Source organism: Intestinimonas sp. MSJ-38, from assembly GCF_018917925.1.
Lineage (GTDB): Bacteria > Bacillota > Clostridia > Oscillospirales > Butyricicoccaceae > Pseudobutyricicoccus.
The window spans coordinates 1-15,323 of sequence record NZ_JAHLPO010000013.1 but is presented as its reverse complement, the minus strand read 5'-3'; the positions used below and the strand labels follow the sequence as shown (position 1 = coordinate 15,323).

Below are 15,323 nucleotides of genomic sequence, written 5' to 3'. Positions count from 1 at the left end.
AAAGTGCAAAGCGCAAAGGCTCTGCGTTTTGCACTTTCAGCTTGCGGGTTCGGGTGGCTTCTTCTTGATGAAGTTGTACCATTGACCGCCGACACGCCTTGCGCCTAAAATGCCGCCCATGTTGCGCTTGGCGTTCTGTACCGTCCTTTCGGATATTCCGGCTTCGGCTGCGGCTTTTACAATGTCCTCACTGGCAAGCTCTTTCCCGTCTGCCAACAGGTCAAGTATCAGCCGTTCCGCCTGTTCGGTCTTGGTGGCGGTGTTGCCGCCCGCGCCGGACAGCAGCTCGTCAGCGGTGATGTCGTATTCGCCTATCCACGAAAAGCCCGTTTCCGGGTCAAGGCAAAAGGCAACGGGCTTGCCCTCCGGCGCAAGGGAAGATTTGTCATGGACGATAACGCGCACATTCGGTTCTCGCTTCACGCGCCCGATCAGCAAGACGCTCCTTGCTGCGGCGCGGAAGTCGATAGAACCTAATCCCCGGTATGCGCTCTGCCCTCCAGCTGATTTGTTTAAGTGTCCGATAAGCACAACGGCGCACCCAGTACGCTCCGCAACATCGGCAAGGCGGCGAAAAATGGGGCGTATCTCGTTTGCCTTGTTCATGTCGGTTTTCTCGCCCACATACGCCTGTATGGGGTCAAGAATAATCAGCCGCGCCCTGGTCTGCATGATGGCTTTCTCAATGCGTTCATCGGATAGGGATAGCTCGCGCTTGGCTTCGTCAATGACAAGTACCCGGTCAAGGTTGGCGGCGGCTTCGATAAGGCGGGGCTTGACGGTATCTCCCAAACCGTCCTCGGCGGTCTGGTAAATCACATTGAACGGGGGCAAGGGCTGTCCTGTGGGAAGCTCGCGCCCAGTGGTGCAGGCGGCGGCAAGGCGTAGGGCAAAGGTGGTCTTGCCCTCGCCGGGGTTGCCCTGTACTATGGTTACTTTCCCAAAGGGGATATACGGCTCCCATAGCCATTCAACGGTCTGCGTGTCTACCTCGCTCATGCGGATAATCTCAACGGTTTCTTCCTGCGGCGGCTCTTTCAAGCCGTAAATCGCTTCTCGGATATACTTCCCGTCTGTGATTTCTGCCCGGTGCTGCAATACCTCGTTCCAGTCCTTGTAAAGCGGCACAAGGCGGTGGACGGTCAAGCCCTCCGGCACAAGCTCTGCAAGGCGGCTGCAAGCGTCGTTTCCGGCGTTGTCGCTGTCAAGGCAGAGATAAACGGTCTTGATGTTCGGACGGTCAGAAAGGAAACGCAGCAGGGCTTTTTCTCCCACGCCGCCCAGTGCAAGGTAGCTTTGTTTCTGCCATTCCTTTTTGAACAGGCAGAGGAAAGATAAAAGGTCAATCGGTGCTTCAAAGACAAACAGCCTTTCGCCCTCGCCCCGGTAGCAGAAGTTAAAGGCTTTGTCGCTGCCTTTCACATCAAGCCGGAAGCTCCCGGCTGTGCCGCGCTGGTGGGCGTATCTCGGTATGCCGCTTTCATCTCTGCCGACGAATACGGCGTTGTGATGGGCGGCTTCCTCGTAAATATCGCCGCTGGAAATGAAAAAGCCCGTCACATCTTCATCAATGCGGCGGGCTTCGGTAAGATACCTTTTCACTTGTTCGGCGGTGGGGCTGCGGGGCGGCAATCGGAAGTCGGAGAGGGGCGCGGGGCTGTCCGGAGGTGGGGCTGCGCCTTTCTCTCCTGTGAGAAGTTCAACGGCTTCGGTAAAGCTCTTGCCGTAAAACTCCATGACAAAATCAATGGGTGCGCCGCCCTTGCTCTGGCTGTGCCTGTACCATTTGTTTCCCCGGACAGTCAAGCTGTCGTGCCGTTTCCAGCGGTACTCGTTCCCGGCGCGGGTAAGCTGCTCGCCCTGTGATTGCAGGAAAGAAACAAGGTCGGCTTGGTTGGCGTGGTCTATCTGTTCTTGGGTGTAATACATGGCTGATACCTCTCTTTCTGTGATTGAATTGTTCATAGTTTTGATGTAGAATGAAACCGAAAAATCGGAAGTTAGTGAGGTGCTGGATTGTGAATGAAAGAGAAAAAAATATTCACTTATGGTTTGAAATGTGGCTTACAAAACAGGATTTAGGTATTGATAATATTTTTGCAGAAGATATAATTTATACTGAAAGTTGGGGTCCAAAATATAATAACCGTCAAATCGTAAAACACTGGTTTCAGGAATGGAATACTCGTGGCAAAGTCGTTGCTTGGGAAATCAAACAATTTTTCCACAAAGGAAATCAGACGATTGTGGAGTGGTATTTCAAAAATGAAATGAACAATGGGAGCATAGAGGAATTTGATGGAATTTCCCTGGTTGAATGGACAAAGGATAATAAAATAAAATCATTGAAAGAGTTTGGCTGCAATTTGAATAATTATAATCCTTATGAGCATAGTGACCTGCCCGAATTTAGGGACGAAAGAGCAAGTTGGTTTTAATATTAGGAATCAATAGCGTCCATTTTATCGGAAAACATTTAGGACGGACAGGCAAAGTAGCTTGCCCGTCCTTTCCTTTATCGCTCCTGTTCATGCCGCTTGGCGCGGTTCTGTGTCTGTTCCGGCTGGTCGGCGCGGAGTGCAATATCCACGCATTTGCGGATTTTTTGAAGCTCGGCAACCTCGGCGCGGGTCTCTTTCAGTTTGGTATAATCGCTGTCCCTTTGTGTTTTGAGGTCAGCATATTCCTGTTCCCATTCCGCAATAGGCAAGGTCTTTGTTCCTTTCGGCAGATTTGCATGGAGATAGCGGTTTGCCGCGTTCCATAGGGTAAGCTCGGCGCGGCGGGCTTCCGCAAACTTCTCCTGTTTTCCTTTCCAGCGGATTTGCCGATACTCGTCCTGTATGGGCTTGTAGGTTTGATAATTTCTGCCGTACTCAATAAGCTTTTGCAGTTCTTTCATGCGCTGCTCGGCGGTTTTCATTCCCTCCCGGATTGAATAGGCTTTATCGCTGACAGAGGAAAGAGAAGCGTCCAGCTCATCAAGATTAGAGATACCATGCTCGGAAAGATAGTTGACCGCCGCCGCTATGGTTTTCAATTCATCGGTTGCGTGCTGCTGTTGCCAACTCTGCGAATACTTCCGGCTCTTTTCTCTCTGAACGCTCAAATACTTCATCAGCAGCTTTGCAAGGTTAGGAGATTGCGGCGGCTGCTCCGGGGCGGTTTCCCGCGCTTTGAACAGGTCGGCAATCCATTCTTTGAGCTTCCCACTCTGCGCCCGGATTTCCCGGATAAGGCGGTTTGTCTTTTGGATATTTCGGTTCAGTTCGCCTTTCTCGGTGGCGATACCTTTCTTCTCCATCTGGCAAGCCGCCACGCCCATGTGGACGGTGGGTATCTCGTCTATGCCGCGCTCGGCGTTGCTGCGGTGGTCGATGCGCTCCGGGCTTCCGTTCCTCTCCAAAAAGTCGTTGGTAAAGTCAGCCCACGCCTTGCGCCACAAGAGGGTGTTGTCCTTGTCGTTCCAGCCTGTAAGGTCAATTTTGTGCGTCTTGTATCTGCCGCTTGGCAAGCGGATACGCTCGCCGTTTTCGTCAAGGTCATATTCCTTTTTGGATTTCGCCGCCCATGCGCCGCGCTCGTTAAAGGGACGCATGGTAAGCATAATATGACAATGGGGATTGCCTTTGTCGGTGTCGTGAATGGCATAATCCACACACATTCCTCTGGAAACAAATTGAGAGGAACAGTATTCCCGGACAAGCCGGATCTGTTCCTCTCTGGATAATTCTATGGGGAGCGCCGCGTCAATCTCTCTGGCAAGCTGGGCGTTCCCGGCTTTCTCGTAAAGCTCCACGCTGTTCCACAAGGTTGAACGGTCAGCGAATGAGGGCGGTGCGTGGGGCGGCAGCATGATTTCTGTATGGACAACGCCGCCTTTGCGGGTGTAGTCATGGGTCATTCCGTCCCATTCGTTTGTCAGCTTTTCACCGCTTCGGTAGGCGGCTGCGGCAACGGCTGATTTGCCTTTTCCTCGGCTCACAATGCCGATGTTCCAATGGTAAATGGCTATGGGTATCACCTCCCGGATAGGATAATAAAACCCGCAAAAATGGTACAGACGCCAACGGCGGGTGTACTGTTTTTGTGGGTGTGCAGGGATAGCCGCGAAGCGGCGCAAGGGGTGCAGCCCCTTGTTGCGGCAAAGCCGCCATATCGTAGCGCGGGGAAAGTTCCCTGTGCGGAGATAAGCCCTCGGCAGAGCGCACACGCCCGTAAGGGTGTATAAGTGCGCCCTTTGTTCCAAAGGGATTTATTCGGCGTTCCCGCTTTCGGCTCGTTTTTTCAGATATTCCCGCGCTGGTTCACTCGTCAATGCAAGCCGGAGAAGTGCTGCGGCTTCCTCGTCGGTCATGTTCTTTGCTTCCGGCACAATGCTTTCAAAGACCGCGCCCCGGACGATAAGGCGGTGGCTGCGCGTTCGGCGTTCCTCTTTGGATAGCTTCTGACGCAACATCTTTTCCCGGTTCTCAAACTGCCGGATTTTCTTCTTGTTCTGCTCAATCTCGGCAGTTAATTCCTCGTGGGTTTTCTCCCTGGGTTTTGTCATGGGTGGCTCCTTTCTGTCTGTCGAGATAGGCAAAGGGCAGTTGCTTCTCTCTTGAAACAACTGCCCTTTGCGAGTGCTATATTTTTAACAGTATTTTAATCTGCCAGCTTTATCTGTTCAATCTGCGACTTTACATATTCCTCTGTAACATTTTGATACTCGCTATTAACCAGAGGGAATGAAACAGATTGTAGCAACATGGCACCGAAGGTTCGAACATGTTGATCTTCGGGGTCGTGTGTATAGATTTTGATAACTGCATATCCAATAATGTTATCGCCATCGCGCACCACCATATCGGCGTAGACTTTATTTGCGGCGTAAGTTCCTACATGAGATTCGGTCTCTGTTTCATCTAGATAGTCTACCCAGTATATGTTCGTATCATTATTGACACTAAAAGTGGAATCCATAGGAATTATTTTATCATCGACCCAAAGTACAAAATGTCCTCCATCAACAGAAATATCAAATGTAGCATTTGGCCAATCAGCCATTGACAACTTGAAGGGCAGCCCCGGTACACAGGACACTTCCTGGCTCCAACCATATTCTACGGGCATTTCAATACCTTGTACCATTTCATATTCTTCCATGAAACCCAATTCCTCACTTGGAGATAATGCGTATGCAGTAATAGTGAACAAACCTGGTACCGAAACAAAATCAGAAGATGGATCGTATACAAGCCATCCAATAGCAATGCACAAGCATAAGCAAGCAGCTATTGCCCCTTTCAGAAACCAATTATGCTTTTGCTTTGCTCGTTGATACTGAATGGCCTCGTTAATGTATTTATCATCAAGTTCGTCCATTGCTTCCGAAAACTTTTTTGTATTCATACGAACACCTCTCTTTCAATTAGATAGTTTTTCATTTGCTTGCGGATGCGGGTAAGTCGGACGGATATGTTTTTCTCCGTCAGACCCACTCGCTCGGCTATGTCCTTGCAGCTATCGGAAAACCAATAGCGGCGCATGAAGATGACGCGGTTTTCGACGGTCAGCGTGTCCAAAAAGCTCTCGATAATACGGGCTAACTCTCTGGCTTCAATTTCATCTTCTACGGTGTTCTGGTCTGTGATACAGGCTTCGATTTCCTGCATGGCGATCGTATAAATGCTGTTTCGCTTGGCTGCTTCCTTTCTGTAATAAATCTTCAATGAAATGTTCCGAACGATTTTTACGATGTAAGAAAGCAGAGGGTTGGGCTTCGCCGGGGGGATTGCGTTCCATGCGCCCAGATAGGCGTCATTCACGCATTCCTCCGCGTCCTGTCTGCTGTTCACGATATTATACGAGAAGTTGTGACATATTTTTCCGTATTTATTATCCAGCTCTCGTATGGCCTGCTCTGAACGCACGAAAAACAAGTCAATGATTTTTTCATCTTCCATCAATCGCACCGCCTCCTTTCCGGCTTCACCTATATACTACGGTTTTAGCGGCGAATACTACATCAAATCCAAAAGTTTTTCAAAAAAATTATACCACATCTTTTTGAATAGGGTGTGTCAAGTTGCCGGAATGTTTCTTTGCCGCTTTGCTGGCGGCGTTCCTCCGTTCCTCACTGTATGGGGCGGTCAGACGGAAAGAGAAACGCCCCTTTGCAATATCAAACTCCATGCAGCCCGTTTCGGGGTCTGCGTCGGTCTGGCGGCACTGGTCGGGGTACTGTCCGGCATAGGCGGCAAGCCGCTTCTTTAAGTCGGTGTTGTGGGTGCGGATATGGATTAGCGGGTCTTTCTCGTCAAACCAAATATCGGTGGTCTTTTCCTGCTTCGTAAGCCCTGTTCTCATAAACTCTCCTTTCTGCGCCCCTGTTACGCAATAGGGGCATTTTTCGGGCGTTTTTCCCGGCTCTTGACTTGGGGAAAATGAGGATTTTCAAATAGAAACCGCCCGGACAGGGAGTGTATCGTCGGGGCGGCTGTTATCGCAGGATTTCTGTTTTTTCCGGCTCTTGACCGTCAGACGCGGATAAACGCGAGCTGTCGGCAAGTACCAGTTTGAGCAGCTTGTCGCGGAATGTTTCTGTGCTGCTGTGATTGAAAAATAACTCCGCAACAATGGTCTGCCCGTTCCTCTGGGTCGTGATGATACTGTCGGGGGTCTGTTCTGCCATAGGCGGCTCCTTTCTTTGGCGCAAAAGAGGGATTTCCCGTAGTTCGGAAAATCCCTCTTGGTTGACGGTTATTCTGTTTTACTGTGTAGGCTGTGCGGCGGCTGCCTGCGCCTTTCTCCTTGCCCGGTATTCCCGCGCCTTGATACGGTCATACTCTCGCTGCTTTTCAAGGTTTCTCGCCCGGTACTCCTTTGAATACTGCCGGTGGTAGGCGCGGCTCTTTTCCTTTTTGGCTTCTTCGATTTCCTCCCGCATTTGCCGGATTTCCTGCTCGGTCGGTTCTGCAAGCTGTGTCACTTCATTCTCAAACTTGCCAATATAATTGAAATATATGCTGATGTGCTGGATTGCGTATCTCGCCCTTTTCTGGTCGCGCTCATGCACTTCAATCCGGCTGATAAACTCGTTGAGAATGGCGGGGGTTAGGTCGGTAAAGGCGGCATGGCGTTCCGTCAGCTTCAAAAACTTCTGCGCCCGTCCTCCCGCGTTCTCGTAAGCGGATAGCTGCTCTTGGAGCGTGGCAAGCTCCGCTTTCAGCGCGTAGTATTCTTCCGAATACTTCTGCGACATCTGCTCATAGCGGTCTTGCGGGATCGTGCCGAGGGCGTTGTCCTCATAGAGCTTATTCAGTACCTTGTCAATCTGTTCAAGGCGCGTTGTGATTTGCGGAATACGCTTCTGCTGTTTCTTGGTCTGGTCGGTCTGCTGCATGGCAAGGTTCTTTTTCACTAATGCTTCAAACTCCGCCCGATTGCTGATAGAATAGTCCTCGATTTTCTTCAGCACTTCCGCGATGGTCTGCATGAGCAAGTCCGCGTCCATGATGTGCGGGGAATGGCATTTGGGGTTCTTGGCTTTTCCCTTGTGGTACTCGCTGCAATAGGCAACATGGCGCTTGCCGCCGTTCCGGTAATCTATACGAATGTGCATTTTTGCGCCGCAGTCCTTACAGAAAAGCAAGCCGGACAGAGGGTGGATTTCCCCGTCCCCGTTGGGGCGTTTGACGGGCGCGTTTTTCAAAATCCGCTGTACGGTTTCAAAATCGCTGCGGCTGATAATCGGCTCATGCACATTTTCTGTGATGTGCCACTGGCTCCGGTCTACATAGTGGTTATGTTTATCCCGGAAATGCTTTGTAGTCTTGAAGTTGACTACATCGCCGCAATACTCCTGCCGTGTGAGGATATTGGTCAAGGTGGCTTTGTTCCACTTGCAGCGGTTATCCTCATTTAGCGTCTTATTTTTACAGGTTCCCCGCCCGCGGTCTTTCATGTAGAAAGTGGGGGACGGGATTTGCTCCTGTGTCAGATATACGGCGATTTGGTTTCGGTTTTTCCCGTCCAAAAACAGACGGAAAATAAGGCGTACAACCTCGGCGGCTTCCTCGTCGATTATCCAAAAGTCCTTGTTATCCGGGGCTTTGATATAGCCGTAAGGGGCTTCGGTGGCAATCGGCTTTCCACCCATGCCTTTGGTCTTAATGCCCGTTTTCACTTTCTTGCTGATGTCCTTTGCATACCACTCCGACATGATATTGATAAAGGGCGCAAACTCCAATGTGTCGGGCTTCTCGCTGTCAATGCCGTTGTTGACCGCGATAAAGCGCACATTGTTCCGTCTGAATATCTCCATAGCGTTGCCGACTTGGAGATAGTCGCGCCCCCAGCGGGTGAGGTCTTTCATAATGCAGACACCGATTTTCCCGTTTTCCACATCGTCCATCATGCGGGAGTAGGCGGAACGGTCAAAAAACCTGCCGCTTTCGTCATCGTCGATGTAGTGCCGGATATTGGTTAGGTGCTGCCCTCTGGCATAGTTCTCCAAAAATATTTTTTGGTTCTGTATGCTGTTGCTCTCGCCGCCGTCCCTGTCCTCGTCGCCCACGGAAAGGCGGGAGTAAAGGGCTGTAATTTTGCTATAATCAGTCATGTGCATAACCTCCTGTGCGTCCATGTATGTGTCATTTACACTTAAAATTATGCACTCCATCGGGCTGTGCCGTATTCCGCATCCCGGCGAAACTTCTTTGCGCTTTTGCTTTTGAAGTAGATCAGCAGGCGGAACGCCACCGCCCCCACAATGCCCACCAGCCAGTCAAAGGGGGCAAGGCCGGGGGCAAAGTCGGCAAAGGCCACGCCGACGGTCTGTCCCAAGCCGATAAACTTATGAGCAAAATCGCCGCCCGCCGCCAGACGGTAGGCCGTCCCCAGCTTGAGGAATATCCAGCCGATGAACACATAGGGAATGTTGGGCAGCACATATTTACGGAGCTTATCTGTCACCATGCACGGCCTCCTTAATGTGTTCTTTCTGAGGCTTTTCCTTGGCAAGCTGCTGTTCCGCCTGCTTCATCTGTTCGGGAATCGTGGGCTGGCGGGACTTGGCCTTATCCAGCACCTTGCGGGAGTATTCCGAAAAGCAGGCGGTCATAGCGTCCGCCTGCCCGGACTTAAAGAACAGCAGGTATTTCCCCGGTTCGGTCTGATAAAAGGCATAGTCCACATTCCACTTCCGGGCTACCCGGTCAAAGAGCTTTGTATCCCCGGACAGTTCAAGGCTGCTGGTGGATGTGCCATGAGCATGAGCTTTTTCACGGTCTGCTTGCCGTGAGGTGTCTGCTTTGCCCGGTGCGCCTTGGCGATCTTGCGTCCCACCGCCCGGACAACATAGGCAAGCCCCCGGGCGGTCAGCTTCGACGCTTTCACCGATATAGCAATCGTGCGCCGGGAAATATCCTCGTCTACCAGCCGTCATCGCCTCCTCTCTGATAGAAATATGACCTTGGGACAAAATGTCCCAAGGTCAGCGGTCATCATGCTCCTTTCTCGGGTGCAGGTGCTCGCCCTCCAAAGAGGAACGGTCTATGACCTCCTTGTAGGCCGCCATCTGCTCCCGGATATTCAACTTGGAGTACGCAAAAATGCGGTGTTCGGCGAGAATGTCCTCGATGCCGTGGTACACCTCCTTGAAATCGCCGCTGCGGGTCAGATAGCCCGTGGGGGCGAAGTGGCCGCCCTCGTTGATCCGCATATCCCGCCCATAGGCTTCAAAATCGAAGTAGGGCAGCACATTGTCCGGCACATCCAGCAGTTCCATGTCCTCCACATAGATGCGCCCCAGCGTTTCATTGTCGGTCACGCCGGGGCGCAGGTCGTAGCAGTCCAGATTGTGAACGAGGTTGATGATGTCTGCCACGCTGGAAGTGTGGTCGCCCTTGTTGAGCGCGGCCTCCAGCGTTTCGATCTCGTCGCTGTCCAGTTCGGAAATGAGGTGCGCCAGATGGTTCAGCTCGTCCAAGTTTTCATACTCGGTGAGATAGTCGTATAAGCCCATCACATCGCCGTCAAAGGCGGTGATGAAAAACTCCTCATACCGCACGCCGTCCACGCCGATATTTTTTAAGAGCGATTGCACCTCCTCCGTGGTGGCCGGAAATTTCAGCGTTTCGCCCACAAGCTGCCCCTCGGCATATTTGCCGAGGTTGGTAATGTAGGCTTCAAATACCGTCATTTGCACCTCCTTTTGTCAGTGCCTCCGCGATCCCAGCCATGATGTACTCGGCACAGGGCAGCGCGATGGCGTTTCCCAACGCCCGGTAGCGGTGGGAGGATAGAATTTCCTCGCCGTCCGCACCGTACCTTGTCCAGCCCTCCGGCAGCCCCATCAGCCGCTCACATTCCGTTTCCGTGGGAAAGCGGACACAGCCCCCGGCGGGATCGTCCTCATACCAAAAGGCAAAGGGCGAAATGCCGCCCGCTAACAGAGTGGGAAAAGGGTCAGTTGGCAGTCCGAAGCTGTTTCGGAACGCTGTTTCCGTCCGCTCCTTGGCGGACGCCCGCATACGGAAGCATTGAAAGGGTCGGGTAACTGGTACGCGCCACCCTGCTTCAATAAAAGAGCCTCGATCTCCGCAGGCGGCGGGCAGCCCGCGATCTCCGCCAAGTGCAGGAAGTGACTGCATTGTGCGGGGCTTAAAAAGTATTTCGTGGGAACGCCGTCCTCCAAAGTCTGCCACAAGAAAGATGCGCTGCCGTCGTGCCAGCCGGGGGCTTGCCCAATGCTGGGCGTCCATGAGCCGCCAGCAGAGGTCAGGTGTTCGCCCTCGCACCATTCCGGCTCCTGCCCATCTTCCAGAAGCAGGCATTGAAATATCGGTGTCTGTGGAAGCGGATAGGACGGCTCTAAAATCCATCCTGTCATTTGATGAAAACGCTCCCATGACATTTTCCCAAACAGCGATTGCTGGAAATAGACCATTTGTCGCCTCCCTCATTTCACGGATAATGCGGATAGCTTGAAAGAACAGGCTGGACTTTTCTCCCGCAAGTCCCTTGCGGTTGCCGATCTGCGAGAGATTTTGACACGGTGAGCCAAAGGTGATGATATGGACAGGCGGGAGATCCCGCCCGTCCAGCTTTGTCACATCCCCCAAATGCGCCATATCGGGAAAGTGGCGCTTGGTGATGGAGATAGGGGCTTTTTCGATCTCGCTTGCCCATACCGACTCAATACCGCAGCGTACCGCCGCCAGCGGGAACACGCCGATCCCGTCAAACAGGCTCCCCAGCCGGAGCGCCGTCATCTTATCTGCGTCCCTGTCCCTTGACGGTCAATATGCCCTCAAGGGTGGTGGCGGTGATCCCGAGCCGCTGGGCAACGGCGATGTCGTTCTTCATGGCCTCGGTGACGGTATGACCGCACACCACCAGCACATGAGAGCGGCGGAGCAGGTCGCGCCCCATGTCGATGCCGCTCTTATGTTCCTCTGGAACGGCGTCATTGAGGAAAAGGGGCTGATAGAGCGTCGGGCAGATAGGCGAAAAGCCCGCCTCATACACCGTGCGGCAATACTGCGCCGCCAGCTTCGTGTTTTCGTGATCGCTGCCGCACCATGCGGCGGTAATGTACGCAAGGGGTCGTTTCATTGTAAAATACCTCCGTTTTGTAATGTAGTAGTTCAACCCAAACCCCACGCCCTTTCCCATTCTTGGGAAAGGGGGCGGCTCTGGAGGATATACCCCCGCCGCTTGCCGGAGAAAAAGCATAGCCGGGACAGGCGGTCAAGGGCTGGCCGCTGAAAACAGCGGCCAGCCCTTGACCGCCCGCTCCCGGCCATGCTGGAATACGGGCGGCGACGGGGGATATAACCACAAGAGCCATTCGGGGAAACGAAAGACCTCGGGACAAAAAGTCCCAAGGTCACTTTTCCAAATCCATTTTCTTTTCGGGCTTGCCCAGCTCGGGCGGCTGCTTGGCCTTCCAGTCATCCAGCAAAGAAATGATCTTGTCTTTCATTTCCCTCGGGGACTTGTCCTTGCCGAAATACTTTTCCAACTCTGCACTATTGATGATCACCTTGTCTACCTCCTTTTTCTCCTGCGACAGAATACCGTCGATCACATCACCGTTGAGCTTGCCGTCCTTGTCCAGCTCTCGCATTTTCTGCGCCTGCGACAGCGAGGGCGAGGACTGCTGCCCCTCGATGGACACGGCGATATACCTCTGATTTTTGGGGCGGATGAATGAGATCTCCACCGCCGGGGTGAACGCCAGCTTTTTCTCGTCCACCATTTTCTGCAAATCCGGCACAAGCTCGGTCAGGCGGATATACCGCTGCACCTGCTTGTAGTTCATGCCGTTGCGATCTCCCACGACCTGCGTGGAGCGTTTTCCGGCATCCTTGTCCTCCTCGCCGGGGCGGGAGCCTTGGTGCTTGATAGCCTCCACCTGCATTTTGAGCGACTGCGCCTTTTCCGTGGGCAAAATACGCTCACGGTGGCGGAGGTTGTCATCCGTCATAGCGAGAATGGCCTCATCGTCCGTCATGTTGCGGACGATACATGGCATATTCGCAAATCCGGCAAGCTCGCTTGCCCGCTGGCGGCGGTGGCCTGCGATGATCTCATAGCCGCCATCCTCACGGGGACGCACCAGCGCAGGCTGATTGACACCCGCTGCCTTGACCGACTCCACAAGCCCCTGCATCTCCGCATCGTCCCGGACACCAAAGGGATGATTTTTGAACGGGTGCAGATCGGACAGGTTGAGATAGACGATCTCCTCTTTTTCGGCGCGGGTGGCGTCACGGGGCGCAGACGGCTCCGGCGTGACCTCCGCACCGGCGGGAGCGCTGCCCTTATCCACGACAGGCTTCTCCGGGGCGGGCTTGCTTTGGGACTTTTTGTCCCGAGGTTTGGGCGGCTTTGCCTTATCGGGAGTAGCCTTGCCTTCCTTGGGCGGACGGCCTCTGCCGGGTTTGGCAGCCTTGTCCTTTTCGGCAGGCGGCTTCTGCTTGACCGCCTTTTTCTCCTCCTTGGCCGCCTCGTCACGGGCAGCGGCAAAATCCACCACCTTGACGGAATGTGCCGGGGCAGGGGCGTCCTTGCCGGGAGTGGGCGGCTGCGCCCGCTCCTTTTCGTCTTTGGGGACTTCGGGAGTGGCAGGCTCCTCCACCTCGGCGTGGGTAACAGCGTCAGCGGGATTAGGCACGGCCTCGCCCATTTCAAAGAGCGCCGCCTGCCCCTCATGCTCCAGCATGACCACCTCTGCGTCGGTCAGCGCAGGCTCGGGAGCAGGCTGCTCCGGCACAGCTACATTTTCTACCGTAGGAGCGGGTGCCTCAGTAGGTGAGGCTACATCGGGAATGTTTTTCTTATCATCTGCCATTTGCAAACCTCCTTTTCGTGGCATGAAAAAAGCCAGTCCGCAGACTGGCCGGGTGAAAGTGACCTCCCTTCATGGTGTTATATATGAAAACGCCGCCCGTTGTCCTGTTGGGGTAGCGTATTTCTCCTATTTATGCTATAATTAAGTTATATTTAATGTCTGCAGGAGGGGAAGTCTATGAATAATATTTCTGAAATTACTCGCCAAGATATTTTGGATATTATCAAAGATGGTTTCATTGTTCATCTGGATGAGCCAGCCTATGACAGCAATGTTGGCGATTACATAATGGAATATCCTGTTAAAATTCCTTTTTACGGACGCATAGATGAGATTTCCTTTTTGTCAAGAATTTATGACTTAGAAAAAATGCCTTCTAAAGATAGTAGATACAGAAATGCACTCGGAGATATTAGTTGCCATCTTCGGTTTGGTGACTATGACGATGATTGTTGGTTTTTCTCTGATGATCGCTTCAATCTACGACATGGTGATGGCGATGAACCTCTATTGAAATTCTTGTGTGAAATGTTGCACCCCGCGGTACGAAATGAAAAATCAGATTGGAAACGGTATCTTGATAAGTTCAATGAATTACTCCGAACTGATGGGTACGAATTATATCCAGCGCAACATATTTCTGGGAGAGATGTATATAGGGCAAGAAATTATATAGAACCTACTCAACCCTGTTTTCCTGATAGTCTTTTTACCGAGCGCTACAAGGAACTGGTAGTATATGGTCAGGGACAGCCTATTGATAATATTAGCGGTTCTGTAGACTTAAACGCCAAAAAACACATTTGCAAAATCATGTTAGAATTTAGGGAGCCTATGCGCTACCAACCTAATCGTTATGATAGCTGGACAGAAAATACCGATGCTTTAGAACAAGCTGTCCGACGCTTAAATGAACACCTTGAAATTCCCGTGGTGGATCTCCGCGTTTTGAATATTTCCCCATGTTCTGATTATGAAATTTTAGCCGCACATTTTACACCATTCCTATTTGATATAATTGAACTTCAATATGACGAGTTATCCTCCCGAGAAAAAACCGCTTTTCAAGCAGAAATCAATACATCGTTACAAAGAGATAATGTGTCATTTAAGCTCAATGATAGCGGGCTTATAGAACAGTTGGCCGTGCATGAGGTACTAACTTCTGACATTATTGCTTTGAGTACGCAAATTCAAGAGCCGGGATTGAGAGAACTATTTGACCTTGCCATTGAAAAACATATGCAGCCTAATCTTCAATCGCACAAAGATGCGGTTGAAAAACTATGGGATGTATTAGAACGACTAAAGACATACTATGCAGATTTAGACAAAAGGCAATCCGCAGACAAAATAATTGAAGATATGGCCTGCGGTCAAGATGCCTATAAGACATTGTTTTCTACGGAGTTTAAGGAATTAACTACTATCGGCAACGATTTTCGTATTAGACATCACGAAACAAATAAAATCGACATTGTTGATATACGACACTATGACTATTTTTTCAACCGCTGTCTGGCGCTGATTGCTTTGGCGCTTCAATATCTACAGTAATGTAATTTGACTGTGCTATATAAAACGCCGCCTACTGTCTACATAGGCGGCGTTGTTCTCGCTATTTTGAATTTTTAGAATAAATACCTCTTGCCGACTGCCAGCAAACCATTGATATATCTGCGTTTTCTGAAATCCTATAATTACACTCCGACCAAAAGGTAGAAATCCGAACTTAATCTTCCAAGTTGGAGATGGGTTCGGATTTCTTCTTTTTACTGAAGATCGAGACGAGGATGCCCCGGTAGTGTCAAGGTTTGGACCTGTTGACAAAGTGGCGCGCAGATCCTTTCTGTGGTAAAATGGTTATAGGAGGGATGCAGCATGATGGGACACCAAAGCAGACAAATGGCAATGCTTTTCGTAGATATAGAGTCACTGATTCCAGAAACCCACCTGCTGCGGAAGATCGAGCGGATGGTAT

15 protein-coding genes and 1 pseudogene are annotated in these 15,323 nt (G+C 51.6%); 2 read left to right on the top strand and 14 right to left on the bottom strand.

Going from position 1 to position 15,323, the window contains the following annotated elements; all coding sequences use genetic code 11:
- Positions 1 to 36: 36 nt before the first annotated feature.
- Complete coding sequence (locus KQI26_RS09200) at positions 37 to 1,929, bottom strand: AAA family ATPase (protein ID WP_216504191.1); 1,893 nt, start codon at positions 1,927 to 1,929, stop codon at positions 37 to 39.
- 89 nt (positions 1,930 to 2,018) lie between these two features.
- Between KQI26_RS09200 and KQI26_RS09195 the strand changes: the two genes are divergently transcribed.
- Complete coding sequence (locus KQI26_RS09195; protein ID WP_216504190.1) at positions 2,019 to 2,438, top strand: nuclear transport factor 2 family protein; 420 nt, start codon at positions 2,019 to 2,021, stop codon at positions 2,436 to 2,438.
- A gap of 77 nt (positions 2,439 to 2,515) precedes the next feature.
- Here KQI26_RS09195 and mobQ read toward each other — a convergent pair whose 3' ends face one another.
- The 13 genes and pseudogenes from mobQ to KQI26_RS09130 all read right to left on the bottom strand — a co-directional run bounded on the left by mobQ (position 2,516) and on the right by KQI26_RS09130 (position 13,342).
- On the bottom strand, positions 2,516 to 4,024 hold the full coding sequence (gene mobQ, locus KQI26_RS09190; protein WP_216504249.1) for a MobQ family relaxase: 1,509 nt from the start codon (positions 4,022 to 4,024) through the stop codon (positions 2,516 to 2,518).
- A gap of 231 nt (positions 4,025 to 4,255) precedes the next feature.
- On the bottom strand, positions 4,256 to 4,552 hold the full coding sequence (locus KQI26_RS09185; RefSeq protein ID WP_216504189.1) for a DUF3847 domain-containing protein: 297 nt from the start codon (positions 4,550 to 4,552) through the stop codon (positions 4,256 to 4,258).
- Between the two features lie 95 nt (positions 4,553 to 4,647).
- Positions 4,648 to 5,394, bottom strand: coding sequence for a hypothetical protein (locus KQI26_RS09180; protein ID WP_216504188.1), 747 nt, complete (start codon positions 5,392 to 5,394; stop codon positions 4,648 to 4,650).
- Positions 5,391 to 5,951 carry an RNA polymerase sigma factor gene (locus KQI26_RS09175; protein ID WP_058118392.1) on the bottom strand — a complete coding sequence of 187 codons (561 nt, stop codon included), beginning with the start codon at positions 5,949 to 5,951 and terminating at the stop codon, positions 5,391 to 5,393. The genes KQI26_RS09180 and KQI26_RS09175 overlap by 4 nt, the downstream gene beginning before the upstream one ends.
- Positions 5,952 to 6,036: 85 nt before the next feature.
- Positions 6,037 to 6,351 (bottom strand): hypothetical protein, encoded by a 315-nt coding sequence (locus KQI26_RS09170; protein ID WP_216504187.1) that lies wholly within the window; start codon positions 6,349 to 6,351, stop codon positions 6,037 to 6,039.
- 133 nt (positions 6,352 to 6,484) lie between these two features.
- The gene (locus tag KQI26_RS09165) at positions 6,485 to 6,676 is read right to left on the bottom strand and encodes a transposon-encoded TnpW family protein (RefSeq protein WP_006060444.1); all 192 of its coding nucleotides are present in this window, start codon (positions 6,674 to 6,676) and stop codon (positions 6,485 to 6,487) included.
- A gap of 78 nt (positions 6,677 to 6,754) precedes the next feature.
- Positions 6,755 to 8,629 (bottom strand): recombinase family protein, encoded by a 1,875-nt coding sequence (locus KQI26_RS09160; RefSeq protein WP_216504186.1) that lies wholly within the window; start codon positions 8,627 to 8,629, stop codon positions 6,755 to 6,757.
- Positions 8,630 to 8,661: 32 nt separating this feature from the next.
- A pseudogene (locus KQI26_RS09155) lies at positions 8,662 to 8,961 on the bottom strand (conjugal transfer protein TraG); the annotation flags it as partial.
- On the bottom strand, positions 8,948 to 9,430 hold the full coding sequence (locus tag KQI26_RS09150) for a PcfB family protein (protein WP_371744116.1): 483 nt from the start codon (positions 9,428 to 9,430) through the stop codon (positions 8,948 to 8,950). The gene KQI26_RS09150 and the pseudogene KQI26_RS09155, both read right to left, overlap by 14 nt.
- Positions 9,431 to 9,478: 48 nt before the next feature.
- Complete coding sequence (locus KQI26_RS09145) at positions 9,479 to 10,186, bottom strand: antirestriction protein ArdA (RefSeq protein ID WP_216504184.1); 708 nt, start codon at positions 10,184 to 10,186, stop codon at positions 9,479 to 9,481.
- Entirely contained in the window at positions 10,173 to 11,258 is a 1,086-nt protein-coding gene (locus KQI26_RS09140; RefSeq protein WP_216504183.1) for a DNA cytosine methyltransferase, read from the bottom strand. Before KQI26_RS09140 ends, KQI26_RS09145 begins: the two co-directional genes overlap by 14 nt.
- 1 nt (position 11,259) lies before the next feature.
- Positions 11,260 to 11,601, bottom strand: coding sequence for a hypothetical protein (locus tag KQI26_RS09135; RefSeq protein ID WP_117473715.1), 342 nt, complete (start codon positions 11,599 to 11,601; stop codon positions 11,260 to 11,262).
- Between the two features lie 274 nt (positions 11,602 to 11,875).
- Complete coding sequence (locus tag KQI26_RS09130; protein ID WP_216504182.1) at positions 11,876 to 13,342, bottom strand: ParB/RepB/Spo0J family partition protein; 1,467 nt, start codon at positions 13,340 to 13,342, stop codon at positions 11,876 to 11,878.
- 177 nt (positions 13,343 to 13,519) lie between these two features.
- Between KQI26_RS09130 and KQI26_RS09125 the strand changes: the two genes are divergently transcribed.
- Positions 13,520 to 14,899 carry a hypothetical protein gene (locus KQI26_RS09125; RefSeq protein WP_216504181.1) on the top strand — a complete coding sequence of 460 codons (1,380 nt, stop codon included), beginning with the start codon at positions 13,520 to 13,522 and terminating at the stop codon, positions 14,897 to 14,899.
- Positions 14,900 to 15,323: the final 424 nt, after the last annotated feature.

Coding starts and splice junctions, on each gene's coding strand:
- KQI26_RS09200 (WP_216504191.1), bottom strand. CDS start 1,929: ATGTATTACACCCAAGAACAGATAGACCACGCCAACCAAGCCGACCTT.
- KQI26_RS09145 (WP_216504184.1), bottom strand. CDS start 10,186: ATGACGGTATTTGAAGCCTACATTACCAACCTCGGCAAATATGCCGAG.
- KQI26_RS09125 (WP_216504181.1), top strand. CDS start 13,520: ATGAATAATATTTCTGAAATTACTCGCCAAGATATTTTGGATATTATC.
- KQI26_RS09170 (WP_216504187.1), bottom strand. CDS start 6,351: ATGAGAACAGGGCTTACGAAGCAGGAAAAGACCACCGATATTTGGTTT.
- KQI26_RS09140 (WP_216504183.1), bottom strand. CDS start 11,258: ATGACGGCGCTCCGGCTGGGGAGCCTGTTTGACGGGATCGGCGTGTTC.
- KQI26_RS09150 (WP_371744116.1), bottom strand. CDS start 9,430: ATGACGGCTGGTAGACGAGGATATTTCCCGGCGCACGATTGCTATATC.
- KQI26_RS09130 (WP_216504182.1), bottom strand. CDS start 13,342: ATGGCAGATGATAAGAAAAACATTCCCGATGTAGCCTCACCTACTGAG.
- KQI26_RS09165 (WP_006060444.1), bottom strand. CDS start 6,676: ATGGCAGAACAGACCCCCGACAGTATCATCACGACCCAGAGGAACGGG.
- KQI26_RS09135 (WP_117473715.1), bottom strand. CDS start 11,601: ATGAAACGACCCCTTGCGTACATTACCGCCGCATGGTGCGGCAGCGAT.
- KQI26_RS09185 (WP_216504189.1), bottom strand. CDS start 4,552: ATGACAAAACCCAGGGAGAAAACCCACGAGGAATTAACTGCCGAGATT.
- KQI26_RS09160 (WP_216504186.1), bottom strand. CDS start 8,629: ATGGACGCACAGGAGGTTATGCACATGACTGATTATAGCAAAATTACA.
- KQI26_RS09180 (WP_216504188.1), bottom strand. CDS start 5,394: ATGAATACAAAAAAGTTTTCGGAAGCAATGGACGAACTTGATGATAAA.